The following is a 13493-nucleotide window of genomic DNA, read 5'->3' as shown; positions in this document are numbered from 1 at the left end:
GCGCATGGGCAATCTCGAGGTGGATATGGCCGTCGTGGCGAGCGCGCCGCTTCCGGCCGGACCTCGGCCGGCGGCGCCTCTCCCGGCCGGCTTCGTCGTCGTGCCGGCGACCACGCTGCCAAGCGGCGTCACCGTGCCTGCGTTCGCGGTGGCGCGCTGGCTGGCGGCGCGCGGACCGGACGGGCAGCTCCTGCTGAGCGCGACGGCGCCGCCGTGGGTGCGCATCGGCTATCACGCGGCGCGCGAAGCCTGCGCACGGGCCGGGGTCAGGCTGCTGACCGAATCGCAGGCGCTGGCCATCGCGCACGATCTCGCGGCCCAGGCCGCCAATTGGAGCGGCGGCGCCGTCGGGGCGGGCCGGCTGTTCCAGGGATTGCACCTGGGCCGGTTCGACGCGCCCCAGCCGGCCTGCGCGGCGTCGCCCGATCCGCGCGAGCGGCGCTGGCACGTGTTGTCGACCGGCGAGCGCATCCATGATGTTGCGGGCAATGCGTTCAGCTGGGTCTTCGACGATGTCCAGGGCGACATCGACGGCATCGTCGCGCACGGTTTCGCGCCCGATTCGCCCACCCTGGCGACGCCGCCGGGCGCACCGATGCAGCAGGGCCTCGGCTGGTGGCCGCGCGCCGGGCGCAGCTGGTGGGGCAGGGCGCTTGCGCGGGGCGGCAGCTGGTCGTCGCAGGAAGGGGCGGGGGTGTTTACCGTCGTCGACGAACGGCCGCAGGCGCGGCAGGCGTATGTCGGGTTCCGGTGTACGCTGGCGTTGTAAGGCTAAGACTAAGGCGCCGCCGCGGACGCGTCACGCCCGCTCGCGCTCCACGCGGTTGACGCCGGCCACCCGCCGCAGGTTCCGGATCAGATGCGCCAGGTGCACGCGATCCTTGATCTGGATCGTGAAGCGCAACTGGGTCATCATGTGTTCGTCGTCCTCGTCCATGCCGACATACGTGATGTTGGCATCGGACTCGCCGATCTCGGCGGCGACGCGGGCCAGGATGCCCTTTTCGTTGTTGATCAAGAGGCGGATGCGGCAGTCGAAGCGGCGATTCAGTTCGGTGCCCCACTGGGCCGGAATCCAGCGGTCCGGTTCCTTCAGGCGCAGGCGGTTGGCCTGCGAGCAGTCGGCCGTGTGCACGACGAGGCCCTGGTCGCGGCGCAGCTGGCCGATGATGTGGTCGCCCGGGATCGGCAGGCAGCACGGCGCCAGCTGGACCGCGACGCCTTCGCTGCCGTAGATCGTGACGGGGTCCAGTTCGCTGCCGTTGCTCGGCTGGGCCGGGACGGTGGCGACGTCGCCGCCCAGCAGGCTCACGATGTGGCGCGCCACGAGGGCCGGCATGCGCTTGCCGATGCCGATGTCGGCGTACACCTCGTCCATCGACTTGGCCGAGGATTCGGCCAGCAGCCGGTCGACGGTCGACGGCGCCAGCTCGGCCTTGATGCTCAGCTGGGCCAGCGCCTGGCGCAGCAGTTCCTGGCCGAGTTCGACGGATTCGTTCAGGTTGATGGTGCGCAGGTGGTGGCGGATCGCCGAGCGCGCCTTGCCCGTGCGTACAAACGACAGCCACGTGGGGCTGGGGCGCGAATCGGGGTCGGTCTCGATCTCGACGATGTCGCCGTTGCGCAGTTCCGTGCGCAGCGACGCGGGCTCGTGGTTGATCTTGACGGACACCGTGTGGTCGCCGATGCCGGTGTGGATGCTGTAGGCGAAGTCGAGCGGCGTGGCCCCGCGCGGCAGGGCGATGATCTTCGACTTCGGCGTGAACACGTAGACGGAGTCCGGGAACAGGTCGACCTTCACGTGCTCGAGGAATTCGGCGGAATCGCCCGTCTGCTGCTGGATGTCGAGCAGCGACTGCAGCCATGCGTGCGTGCGCTGCTGCAGGTCGGTCATGTTCTGGTCGCCCGTCTTGTACAGCCAGTGCGCCGCCACGCCGGATTCCGCCGTGCGGTGCATCTCCTGTGTGCGGATCTGGAATTCGACCGGGGTGCCGTACGGGCCGATCAGGGTGGTGTGCAGCGACTGGTAGCCGTTGATCTTGCGGATCGCGATGTAGTCCTTGAACTTGCCGGGCATGGGCTTGTACAGCGCATGCAGCGAGCCGAGCGCCACATAGCAGTTCGGGACGGTGTCGACGACGACGCGGAAACCGTACACGTCCAGCACCTGCGAGAACGACAGGTGCTTGCTGCGCATCTTTTTATAGATGCCGTACAGGGTCTTCTCGCGGCCGTAGACTTCGGCCGGCAGGCCGGCCGCGGCTAGCTGGTTCTTGACCGCGTCGAGGATCTTCTTGACCACTTCGCGGCGGTTGCCGCGCGCCGACTTGATCGCCTTCGACAGCGTGCGGTAGCGCAGCGGATACAGGTGCGAGAACGACAGGTCCTGCAGCTCGCGGTAGATGTCGTTCAGGCCGAGGCGATGCGCGATCGGCACGTAGACTTCCATCGTCTCGCCCGCGATGCGGCGCTTCTTGGCCGGGACCATCACGCCGAGCGTGCGCATATTGTGCAGGCGGTCGGCCAGCTTGATGAGGATGACGCGCACGTCCGACGCCATCGCCAGCAGCATCTTGCGGAAGTTTTCCGCCTGCGCCTCGACGACGCTCTGGAATTCGATTTTCTCCAGCTTCGACAGGCCGTCGACGAGGTCGGCGACCTGCGGGCCGAAGCGTTCCAGCAGCTCTTCCTTCTTGACGTCCTGGTCCTCGATCACGTCGTGCAGCAGCGCGGCCATGATGGCCTGGGCGTCCAGCTTCCAGTCGGCGCAGATTTCGGCGACGGCGATCGGGTGCGAGATATAGGGCTCGCCCGACTTGCGGACCTGGCCGAGGTGCATCTCGTCCGAGAAGCGGTAGGCTTCCTTGACGCGCTTGAGTTCGACGGGAGTGAGGTATTCGGCCAGCTTGGTGGCCAGATGGGTGATCGACGCGACGCCGGGCGCGGGGACCGGTTCGGTTTCCTGCGGTTTGTTGGCGGGCCGGCCGGGCCGGCTCGCCTTGGTGGTGTTGGTGCCCGAGTGGACGGAATCCGGTGAGGACAGGTTCATACGAAAAGACAATCAGCCGCAGTATGGAAACAGCATAACAGAATCACGGGCTGATTCATGGACCACCGTCGGCTCATATAAGCTCAGGCACCGCCCGAATTACATCGGGACTTTTTTCAGCATTTCCAGGCCAACCTTGCCGGCAGCGATTTCACGCAGCGCGACGACGGTTGGCTTGTCCTTGGCTTCGACTTTCGGGGTATGGCCTTGCAGCAGTTGGCGCGCGCGGTAGGTCGCGGCCAGGGTCAGCTGGAAACGGTTCGGAATGTTTTTCAGGCAGTCTTCGATGGTGATGCGGGCCATGGTAACTCCACAGATGAAATTGTTTCAGTGATAATTCTGTCACGCAAACGGCAGGTGGGCACGGGATGCCCACCCTACGAATCGCGGTAGGGTGGGCACACCGTGCCCACCAATGGTCAAGTTTGCGGTAGCTGCGCGTGGATTCCCAGTTGGGCAAACAGCGAGGCGTTGCGGGCTGCCTGTTGGGCGAAGCGCGAACGTGTCGCCCTGACAATCGCCTGCAGCTCGGACAGGGCGACGTTGAACTCTTCGTTGATGATAGCATACTCGAACTCGGGAGCGTGAGCGATCTCGCCCCCCGCGGCCAGCAGGCGCCGCGTGATGATGTGCGGCTCGTCGGTGCCGCGCTTGTGCAGGCGCTCTTCCAGCGCCGCGATCGACGGCGGCAGGATGAAGATGCCGGCCGCATCCGGGAACTGCTTCTTCACCTGGCGCGCACCCTGCCAGTCGATTTCCAGCAGGATGTCGATGCCCGTCTTCATTTCCTGTTCCACGGTCAGGCGGCTCGTGCCGTAGTAATTCCCATGCACTTCGGCCCATTCCAGGAATTCGCCGCGGTCGGCGCGGGCGACGAAATCCTCGGCGCTGGTGAAGTGGTATTCGCGGCCGTCCTCTTCGCCCGGGCGCGGCGGGCGCGTCGTGGTCGAGATCGACAGCTTGATGCCCGGTTCCAGCGCCAGCAGCGCATTGACCAGGGTCGACTTGCCGGCGCCGGACGGAGCGGCGACGACGAACAGGCTGCCTGAGAAAGCGGAGGTGAGCATGGTGGGTTCCTTTGTTACGTGTGATTCTTGATATATCGGTGATTCTAAATCCGCGTGGGCAGTGTTTCGGGCTAGATGCCCGAAACACGAAGTGCCCACCCTACGAATGTTGCGGTAGGGTGGGCACCCCGTGCCCACGCGTGACGCATGCGCGCCCTGCGGCGTGCCCGCGATTATTCGAGATTCTGTACCTGCTCGCGCATCTGTTCAATGAGCAGCTTGAGCTCCATCGACGCATCCGCAAGCTCCTTGACGGAAGCCTTGGCGCCCAGCGTATTCGCCTCGCGATTCAGTTCCTGCATCATGAAGTCGAGGCGCTTGCCGACCTGGCCGCCTTTCTTGAGGATGTGGCGGGTCTCGGTCAGGTGCGCCGTCAGGCGCGACAATTCTTCCGAGACGTCGATGCGGATGCCGTACAGCGTGACTTCCTGGCGGATCCGTTCGAATACTTCCTGGCGCGTGAGGACTTGCGGATTGCCGTGGCCGGCGAGGCCCAGGGCGTCCTGCATGCGCTCGATGGCCTTTTGCTGGAACTGGGCGATGACTTGCGGGATCAGCGGCGTGATGCGCTTGACGATGGCTTCCATCGCCTCGATGCGCGCGACCAGCATGGCTTCCAGCGCGGCGCCTTCGCGCTTGCGGCTGTCGACGAAGGCGGCAATCGTTTTCGCGGCGAGGGCGGCGACGTCGGCCTGGAGCGATTCCTGGCCGATCTGCGCTTCCTCGATCACGCCCGGCCAGCGCAGCAGTTCGGCCACCGTCATCAGGGGCGCGGATACGAAGTGGCGCGTGACCTCGGTCTGCAGCCGGGCGAGGTCGGCCAGCAGCGTGTGGTTGAGGGCCTGCGAGCCCGTCGTGGCCTTGCGGCCGAACGACAGACGGACCTCGACCTTGCCGCGCGTGATGGCTGCCATGATGGCGGAGCGCAGGTCCGGTTCAAGCGCGCGCAAATCGTCGTTGATGCGGAACTGCAGGTCGAGGAAGCGCGAATTGACGCTCTTGATCTCGATCGTCAGCGTGCCGGCAGCGCCTTCGCTTGTGGCGACCGCATAACCTGTCATGCTAGAAATGCTCAATGGAGTCCCCGATTTCCGGAATCTGCGCGACCCGCCCGGCGGCGCGGTGCGGGTGGCGCCGCGCGCTGTGGTTTTGCGAGATTCCCTTATTCTTTACAAAGCGGTGATTTATCCACACAATCCCCGTGTTTAGCAAGGAATACTTTCCCAAATGGCTGCCCAGAATAATGCTCCCTTGCCCGATGGCCTGGAAATTGGCGGATATCGCATTGTAAAGAAAATTGCGTCCGGCGGGTTCAGTATTGTTTATCTGGCATATGACGGCGACGGCAACGCCGTCGCGATCAAGGAATACCTGCCCAGCGCCCTGGCGCTGCGCCCGCCGGGCGCGCTCGCGCCCGTGATCGCCAAGACCAATCTGCCCGTCTTCCGCATCGGCCTGAAATGCTTTTTCGAGGAAGGGCGGGCGCTGGCGCGCATCGTCCATCCGAACGTCGTGCGTGTGTTAAATTTTTTCCGTGCCAACGACACGGTCTATATGGTGATGGCCTACGAAGCCGGCCACTCGCTGCAGGAATATGCCGCGCGGATCAATGCCAAGGGCAGCCGCGCCGGCGAACCGTTCATCCGGCAGGTCTTCAACGGCGTCTGCGCCGGGCTGCGCGAGGTCCACGCCAACAAGCTGCTGCACCTGGACCTGAAGCCGGCCAACATCTACCTCCGCACCGACGGCTCGCCCCTGCTGCTCGACTTCGGCGCGGCGCGCCAGACCATCCATACCGATTCGCCCACCCTGGCGCCCATGTACACGCCCGGCTTCGCCGCGCCCGAGCTGTATGCGAAAGGGGCCGCGCTCGGGCCGTGGACGGACATCTACAGCATCGGCGCGGCCATGTTCGCCTGCATGGCGGGCGCGCCGCCGCAGCCGGCCGACCAGCGCCGCGTGGCCGACACGATGATCGACCAGATCGCGCGGCTCGAAGGCGCGTACACGCCGGGCCTGGTGGCGATGGTGAGCGCCTGCCTCGCGCTCGATCCGCTGGCGCGGCCGCAGAGCGTGTTCGCGGTGCAGAAGGCGCTGCAGGCCGGGCTCCCCGCGGCGCGCACCGGGGCGCAGCAGGCGGCGACGGAGGCCGCCCCGGAATCCGGCTGGCGCGGCCTCGTGGGACGCATCGGCTTCGGCCGCGGCGGACGTAACTGAGGAACCGATATGCAATTCTCCGTCTACCAGCAAAGCCACATCGGCGGCCGCAAACTCAACCAGGACCGCATGGGCTATCTGTACACGCGCGAAGCGCTGCTGCTCGTGCTGGCGGACGGCATGGGCGGCCATCTGCGCGGCGAGGTTGCGGCCACGATCGCCCTGCAAAGCATCGCCGCGCGCTTCAAGGCGCAGGCCACGCCGTACGTGCGCAAGCCCGAACGCTTCCTCGAAGAGGCCTTGCAGCAGGCCCACGACGACATCCTGCGCTACACCCGCGAGCACGCCATGCCGGATTCCCCGCGCACGACGATCGTCGCCTGCCTGGTGCAGCACAACAGCGCCGTGTGGGCCCATTGCGGCGATTCGCGCCTGTACTGGCTGCGCCGCGGGCAGGTCCTCGGGCGCACGCGCGACCATTCGCACATCGAGTACCTGATCGCGAAAGGGCAGGCCGACGCGAGCGAGCGTGCCACGCACCCGGACCGCAACAAGCTGTACAACTGCCTGGGCGCGTCGACGCCGCCGAAGGTCGAGCTGACGCGCGGCGCGAGCCTGGAGTCGGGCGACATCCTGCTGCTGTGCTCAGACGGCCTGTGGTCGGTCCTGCCCGACACCGAGATCGCGCACCGCCTGTCCGCGCACGGCGTCGTGCAGGCCGTGCCGGAGATGGTCGCGATGGCCACTGCCATCGCCGGCAGCCGCGGCGACAACACGACGGCCCTCGCCATCCAGTGGCAGGGCGCGGGCACGCCGGCCCTTGCCGCCGATCCGGGCGTCGTCTCCACGCAGATGCTGCCCGAGGGCGAAGTCACGAGCCGCATCGATTCCCCGGCCGCCGCGCCCGGCCCCGACGATCCGTTCGACGAGGACGACATCGAAAAGGCGATCGCCGAGATCCGCGACGCGATCGAGAAGTCGTCGCAGATACTGAAATAAACCCGAACAACCACTCACAAGAAGGACATCCATGACCGAAACCCTCCGCCCCAGCGGCCGTGCCGTCGACCAGCTGCGCGCCATCCGCATCACCCGCCAGTACACGAAGCACGCCGAAGGTTCCGTGCTGATCGAGTGCGGCGACACGAAGGTGATCTGCACCGCCAGCATCGAAGAAAAAGTGCCGGGCTTTTTAAAGGGGAAGGGGCAGGGCTGGCTGACGGCGGAATACGGCATGCTGCCGCGCTCCACGCACACGCGCATGGACCGCGAGGCGGCGCGCGGCAAGCAGTCCGGCCGCACGCAGGAAATCCAGCGCCTGATCGGCCGCTCGCTGCGCGCCGCGTTCGACCTGGAAGCTTTCGGCGAACGCACCCTGCACCTGGACTGCGACGTGATCCAGGCCGACGGCGGCACGCGCACGGCGTCGATCACGGGCGCGATGGTGGCGGCCCATGACGCGTTTTCGCGGCTGGTGGCGGCGGGACTGATCCCGGCCGTGCCGGTGAAGCACTTCGTGGCCGCGATCTCGGTGGGCGTGGTGGCCGGCGTGCCCGTGCTGGACCTGGACTACATCGAGGATTCCGGCTGCGACACGGACATGAACGTCGTGATGACGGATGCCGGGCACTTCGTCGAGGTGCAGGGCACGGCCGAAGGCGAGGCCTTCGACCGGACGGGCATGAACCGCTTGCTCGACCTGGCGGAGCAGGGGATCCGCGAGCTGGTCGGCCTGCAGAAGCGGGCGCTCGGCTTGACAGCATGAATACCGTCGCCCCTGCGAAGGCAGGGGCCCCATTTTGTATGCGTTGCCGTGCTGCCGGCAAACTTGGGTCCCCGCCTGCGCGGGGATGACGTATCGGCGCTACGAGAGCAACCCCGTCAACCAGCTCGGGTGAAACGGCAGCCCGCACAACCCGGCCACGCCATAGAACACGCCGACCACCGTCGGCACCAGCGCCGCCAGGTACAGCCAGCGCTGCCGGGTCAAGGTGGTCACGGCCAGCAGCGACAAGGCCAGCGCCAGCGCCGCGTCGGACAGGTCGAACTGGTCGTCGCGGTAATTCAGCGCGTCGTACGTCGCCTGGTCCTGCCTGGCCTGCGCCACCACCTCGTCCTTCTTTTTCGCCTGGCCGCTCTCCAGTTTTTCCAGCTCCGCGATCGCGGCGGCGTAGCCTGCCTGCTCGCCGGCCGGGCGCGCCGCCGCGGCCAGGCGCAGCTGCAGCAAGGTCGTATGCGCCTGTTCCTGGCGCAGGTTGCGGGCCTGGTAGAACGCCCAGTGGTCGATCTTGTCGGCCTGCGCCTGCTGCATCGCCTGCACGATGTTGTCGTCCTTGATCTTGCAGACGCCCATGAACGACGCCAGCAGCGCGACGGTCAGCGCGACCTTGCGATCCAGCCTGGAGTCGCCGGTGATGTCCAATCCTTCCATGTCACTCCTTCGTGTTGCCGGTGCCCGGCAGTTTCAGCCGGCCCGTGTGATAGTCGTATTCGTACAATTCGCCGTAGCGGCCCCATTCGATCGCCACTTCCAGCATGCGCTTGGCCTGGTCCGCTTCCAGCGTGTCTTCCAGAAGGTCGATGAACGGATCTTCCGGCAGCGCGCCGCCCGGCTCGTCCTCCAGCTGGCGCCGGATGCGCGCGGCCAGCGGCACGTTCTTCGACAGCTGCTGGCCGAACAGGGTCTGGCGCAGCGCCTGGTCGGCCTGGGCATAGCGCAGGCCAAGGCCGGTCAGGGCGATGTCGCCGCGCTCGACGTGCGCGAGGCCCAGCAGGCCCAGTGCCTCGTAGGTCGGGAACAGTTCCTCGTCCGGCAGCTCGGTGTCTTCCGACAGCTGCGGCAGGTCGGCGCGGCCGTCGTACGGCGCGCCGGCCAGCAGGTCCAGCACGCTCTCCATGCGGCCCACGTCCGTGTCCGGCACGCGGTAGTCGATGGCGGCCGGGCGCGCGGCGCCCAGCGCCGGCGCGGCGGCGGGACGCATCGTCATCAGGCCGTAGACTTCGTCGACGAGGGCGCGCACCTCCGGCGTGTCGGCGTTGCGCGGGCGCGGCAGGTCGATGCGGATCTCGTGGCGCACGCGGCCCGGATCGCTGGACAGGATGATGATGCGGTCGGCCATCATGACGGCTTCCTCGATGTTGTGCGAGACGATCAGGATGCCGCGCGTGGGAATCCGCTTGCCGTCCCACAGGTCGAGGATGTCGCCCCGCAGCGTCTCGCCCGTCAGCACGTCGAGGGCGGAAAAGGCTTCGTCCATCAGCAGCACGTCCGGGTGCGTGACGAGCGCGCGCGCGATGCCCACGCGCTGGCGCATGCCGCCCGAGAGCTCGCGCGGCAGCGCGCTGCCGAAGCCGGAGAGGCCGATCAGGTCGAGCATCGCGTCGGCCCGCTCGCGCCGCGCGGCGGGCGCGACGCCCTGCGCTTCCAGGCCGAGTTCCACGTTCTGCTGCACCGTCAGCCACGGGAACAGGGCGAAGGACTGGAACACCATCGCCACGCCGGACAGCGGCCCGCGGATGGGCCGTCCGCGGTATTCGACCTTGCCCGCGTCGGCCGGCACGAGGCCCGCGACGATGCGCAGCAGCGTCGATTTGCCGGAGCCGGATTTGCCGAGCAGCGCGACGATCTCGCCGTCGGCCAGCGTGAAGTCGACGCCTTCGAGCACGGTGCGCGGGGCGCCGTCGGCGCTGCGGAAGGCCTTTTTCACGCCATTCAGTTCAACCAGTTTTTCCATGGTGGTTCCAATGAGTTCGGTGGGCACGGGGTGCCCACCCTACGGTCGGTATTCGGTAGGGTGGGCACCCTGTGCCCACCATGCGCATCACCTGCTGCGGTCCTCGGCCAGCAAATACAGCCGGCGCCAGAAGAAGCGGTTCAACAACATGACGAACACGCACATCACGCCGATGCCGAGGGCGATGCGGTGGAAGTCGCCGGCGTCCGTCATCTGCTTGATGTAGCTGCCCAGGCCATCGGCCACGAGCGAGGTCTTGCCCCATGTGACGTACTCCGCCACGATGCTCGCGTTCCACGAGCCGCCGCTCGCGGTGATCGCGCCGGTCACGAAACTCGGGAACACGGCCGGCAGGTACACGCGCTTCCATTTCAGCCAGCCCGTCAGGCCCAGGTTGTCGGCCGCGAGGCGCAGCTCGTTCGGCAGGGTCGATGCGCCCGCGACCACGTTGAACAGGATGTACCACTGCGTGCCGAACACCATCAATGGACTGAGCCAGATATTCGGGTTCAGGCGCAGGTGCACCAGCGCGTAGACGACGATCGGGAACATCAGGTTGACGGGGAACGCGGCCAGGAATTGCGCGAGCGCCTGCACGGCCTGGGCGTAGCGCGGGCGCAGGCCGATCCACACGGCGACCGGCACCCACACGAGCGAGGCGAGGCCGATCAGGAGCATCACCCGCACGAGCGTGATGCAGCCGAGGCCCACGACGCGCAGCGCCTCGCCCCAGCCGACCTGCGCGTGGATGAACAGCAGGAAGCGCCACGCGCCCAGCAGCGCGAGCACGAGGACGATCCGGTCGATCGCGCGCGTGGACAGCGTGAAGCGCGACGGGCGCGGCGCCGCGTCGACGACGTCGCGCGTGCCGAACCAGCCGAGCGTGCGGGCGAGCATCGCCCACATGCGGTCGGTGAGGGCGCGGATCCACACGCTGCGGCGGCCCCAGTCCAGCACCCATGATTGCTGGGCGTATTCGCCCTGCGATTCCTCGAAGCGGAATTTGTCGGCCCACGCCAGCAGCGGGCGGAAGAACAGCTGGTCGTACAGCAGGATGCCGGCGAACATGGCGGCGATGGCCCAGGCGATGGCGGCGCCCTGTTTCTGTTCGATGGCGACCGCGATGTAGGCGCCGATGCCGGGCAGCTTGATGTCCTGGCCCGCCACCGAGATCGCCTCGGCCGCGACGAGGAAGAACCAGCCGCCGGACATCGACATCATCATGTTCCACAGCAGCGCCGGCATCGCGTACGGCAGTTCCAGGCGCCAGAAGCGCTGCCACGGCGACAGCCGGAACACGCGCGCCGCTTCCGCCAGTTCGGGCGGGATCGTCTTCATCGACTGGTACAGGCTGAACGCCATGTTCCAGGCCTGCGACGTGAAAATCGCGAACACGGCGGCGCATTCCACGCCCAGCAGGTTGCCGGGGAAGAGGGCGATGAACGGCGCGATGGCGATAGCCTGGAAGCCCAGGATCGGCACCGACTGCAGCACGTCCAGCAGCGGCACCATGATCTTTTCAGCGCTCTTCCAGCGCGTGGCGACGACCGCGAACGTGAACGTGAACAGCAGCGCGGCGCCGAGGGCGCTGAACATGCGCAGGATTGTGCGCAGCAGGTAGTACGGCAGGAAGGCCGGGTCGAGCGAGATCGGCGTCGGCTGGCCCAGCACGAACGGGCGCGCCATCTGCATGGCGCCATAGGCGGCCAGCGCCAGCACGACGAGGACGAGCGGCAGCAGCGCCCAGTCCCAGCGGTTCGGGGTGGTCGTGAGGAACGAGCGGCCGGTGCGGCCCGGGGTGAACAGTTCGAACATGTCTCGTCTCCGTCAGTATTGCCCGTGCAGGCGCAGGCCGACCACATTCACCGGTCCGCGCGCGCCGTCGTAGGCCGGGTTGGCGATGTGCTGCCAGTCCAGCGACAGGGCGGCGTACCGGCTTAGCCCGATTTTGTAGTACGTTTCGACGATCTGCTCCGGATGATAATCCAGCCGGCCGTCGCCGATGAACGCGCCCACGCCGCCGGCCGCCAGGTAGTCGCGGTGGGCCTGCGCCAGGCCGTTGGCGACGGCGGCGATGCCCAGCGTGTCGCCGGTGCGGTGCCATGCCGCGCCCTGCAAGGTCGCGCCGATGGAGACCGAACGTTCGATCTCGGCGAACGCATACGTTTCCGACTGCCCGTCGTTGCGGCTGGCGCGCACGAACACTGCGGCATTCGCGCCGACCGCCTGGTCCAGGCTTACGCCGAAGCCCGTCTTGCCGCGCTCGCGCCGCACGCTGCCCACATCGGGCACCGCGCCCGGCGCGCTCGCCGCCAGCGCGTCGCGGAACGATCCCATGCGCGCGCGGTCGCGGAACGCCAGCAGGCGCACCGCGCCCGCCTGCCCCAGCCAGGTGTGGCGATGCTCCAGCTCGACCTGGTCGCCATGGTGCCGGGAGATGCGCTTGTCGAGCGCGAGCCCGTTCGATTCGGCGGGCAGCATGAAGCGCCCCGCGCGCACGGCCCAGTCGCTATCGTCGTATTCGAGCGCCGCGCCCCACGTATAGCCGCGCGCGTCGGCGGCGAAGTCCCAGGCGCCGTGCGCGACGAGGGCCCAGTTGAGGAACTGGCTGCGGGCGTCGTGGGCCTGGCTGTTGGCGTCGAAGATGTCGGACGCGGCCAGGTTGCCGGCCGTCAGGACGACGCGGCGGCTTGCCACGCTGCCCGCCAGCTGGTTCATGTCGGATTCGACCGCCTGCATGTCGCCGCCCAGGTTCCAGGTCTGGCGCAGGAACAGCCGGGCACGATAGAACGTCGGGCTCGTGCCGCTCGTCTTCTGCTGCTCGCCATTGGTCATGCCGCCCAGGCCGTGCAGGCCGGACATGGCCTTGCCCTGCACGACTTCCGGATCGAAGTACAGTTCGGCGCCCTGCCACGGACGCATGCCGAAGGCGGCCGTGGCGCTGAACGAATAGGCCGTCTCGCGCCACGGGGCGAGGCTGGCGGGGCCGGTGTAGGCGGCGCCGAACGCGGGTTTGGCTTGCCACACGTACGTGGCCTGGACGTGCGCGTTCCAGGCCTCCGCCGTGGGGAGGTCGTCGGCACGTACACCGGGCGCCGCGGCCAGCAGCCAGGCGGCACAGTACAACATCGAACAACGAAACATCGGTATCTCCGTCGGTGAACGGCATACCTTTCATTCGCGCTTGGTGACGCCGTGCGCGTCCCTCGTTAGAAGGCGTGCAGCACGATTCGTTTGTCGTGGAATGCGATGTCCCGGATGCAAAGGGACGCGGATACCATCATTCGCCCGGGGCGAGATGACGGCAGGAGGAAGGACCTGCGTTATCTTGCCGGGGCCGGACCGGCCTCGGGCCGGCAACAACTGCCACTCGAACAAGTGCCCATGAAAGGGACTCCATGAAATGAAAACGGTCGGATTCTACGTGGCCGTCCTTTCTAGCGTCAAGGAAATATCCTGCGCTTTGGAGCGCTATCCTGGGCACTG

12 protein-coding genes are annotated in these 13493 nt (G+C 67.3%); 4 read left to right on the top strand and 8 right to left on the bottom strand.

Annotated features, from left to right (window positions below; genetic code table 11):
* Positions 1 to 4: 4 nt before the first annotated feature.
* Complete coding sequence (locus tag ASC93_RS14965; RefSeq protein WP_157201935.1) at positions 5 to 769, top strand: hypothetical protein; 765 nt, start codon at positions 5 to 7, stop codon at positions 767 to 769.
* A gap of 30 nt (positions 770 to 799) precedes the next feature.
* Here ASC93_RS14965 and ASC93_RS14960 read toward each other — a convergent pair whose 3' ends face one another.
* The 4 genes from ASC93_RS14960 to ASC93_RS14945 form a co-directional block, all read right to left on the bottom strand.
* A complete protein-coding gene (locus ASC93_RS14960; RefSeq protein ID WP_056443459.1) occupies positions 800 to 3049 on the bottom strand; it encodes a bifunctional (p)ppGpp synthetase/guanosine-3',5'-bis(diphosphate) 3'-pyrophosphohydrolase in 2250 nt (749 codons plus the stop codon).
* A gap of 99 nt (positions 3050 to 3148) precedes the next feature.
* Positions 3149 to 3352, bottom strand: coding sequence for a DNA-directed RNA polymerase subunit omega (rpoZ, locus tag ASC93_RS14955; RefSeq protein ID WP_056443456.1), 204 nt, complete (start codon positions 3350 to 3352; stop codon positions 3149 to 3151).
* 116 nt (positions 3353 to 3468) lie between these two features.
* A complete protein-coding gene (gene gmk, locus ASC93_RS14950) occupies positions 3469 to 4116 on the bottom strand; it encodes a guanylate kinase (RefSeq protein ID WP_056443451.1) in 648 nt (215 codons plus the stop codon).
* Between the two features lie 173 nt (positions 4117 to 4289).
* Entirely contained in the window at positions 4290 to 5177 is an 888-nt protein-coding gene (locus ASC93_RS14945; RefSeq protein ID WP_056443449.1) for a YicC/YloC family endoribonuclease, read from the bottom strand.
* A gap of 166 nt (positions 5178 to 5343) precedes the next feature.
* On the opposite strand from ASC93_RS14945, the gene ASC93_RS14940 reads away from it, so the two are divergent.
* The 3 genes from ASC93_RS14940 to rph are packed head-to-tail and all read left to right on the top strand — an operon-like array spanning position 5344 to position 8038.
* Positions 5344 to 6333 carry a serine/threonine-protein kinase gene (locus tag ASC93_RS14940; RefSeq protein WP_056443446.1) on the top strand — a complete coding sequence of 330 codons (990 nt, stop codon included), beginning with the start codon at positions 5344 to 5346 and terminating at the stop codon, positions 6331 to 6333.
* A 9-nt stretch (positions 6334 to 6342) separates the two neighbouring features.
* Entirely contained in the window at positions 6343 to 7272 is a 930-nt protein-coding gene (locus ASC93_RS14935; protein ID WP_056443442.1) for a PP2C family serine/threonine-protein phosphatase, read from the top strand.
* Positions 7273 to 7303: 31 nt separating this feature from the next.
* Positions 7304 to 8038, top strand: a complete 735-nt coding sequence (gene rph, locus ASC93_RS14930) for a ribonuclease PH (RefSeq protein ID WP_056443436.1) — start codon at positions 7304 to 7306, stop codon at positions 8036 to 8038.
* A 99-nt stretch (positions 8039 to 8137) separates the two neighbouring features.
* Here the strand turns inward: rph and ASC93_RS14925 are convergent, their stop codons facing one another.
* From ASC93_RS14925 to ASC93_RS14910, 4 genes are all read right to left on the bottom strand, one after another.
* Positions 8138 to 8704 carry a DUF4337 domain-containing protein gene (locus tag ASC93_RS14925; protein WP_056443433.1) on the bottom strand — a complete coding sequence of 189 codons (567 nt, stop codon included), beginning with the start codon at positions 8702 to 8704 and terminating at the stop codon, positions 8138 to 8140.
* A 1-nt stretch (position 8705) separates the two neighbouring features.
* The gene (locus ASC93_RS14920; protein ID WP_056443430.1) at positions 8706 to 10007 is read right to left on the bottom strand and encodes a nitrate/sulfonate/bicarbonate ABC transporter ATP-binding protein; all 1302 of its coding nucleotides are present in this window, start codon (positions 10005 to 10007) and stop codon (positions 8706 to 8708) included.
* An 87-nt stretch (positions 10008 to 10094) separates the two neighbouring features.
* A complete protein-coding gene (locus ASC93_RS14915; protein WP_056443427.1) occupies positions 10095 to 11822 on the bottom strand; it encodes an ABC transporter permease subunit in 1728 nt (575 codons plus the stop codon).
* 12 nt (positions 11823 to 11834) lie between these two features.
* Complete coding sequence (locus ASC93_RS14910) at positions 11835 to 13151, bottom strand: carbohydrate porin (RefSeq protein ID WP_157201934.1); 1317 nt, start codon at positions 13149 to 13151, stop codon at positions 11835 to 11837.
* Between the last annotated feature and the right edge of the window lie 342 nt (positions 13152 to 13493).

The sequence above is a fragment of the Massilia sp. Root335 genome, from assembly GCF_001425685.1.
In the GTDB taxonomy this organism is placed as follows: Bacteria; Pseudomonadota; Gammaproteobacteria; order Burkholderiales; family Burkholderiaceae_D; genus Telluria; species Telluria luteola.
Note: the sequence above shows the minus strand (reverse complement) of the source record. Positions and strands in the feature narration are given on the sequence as shown.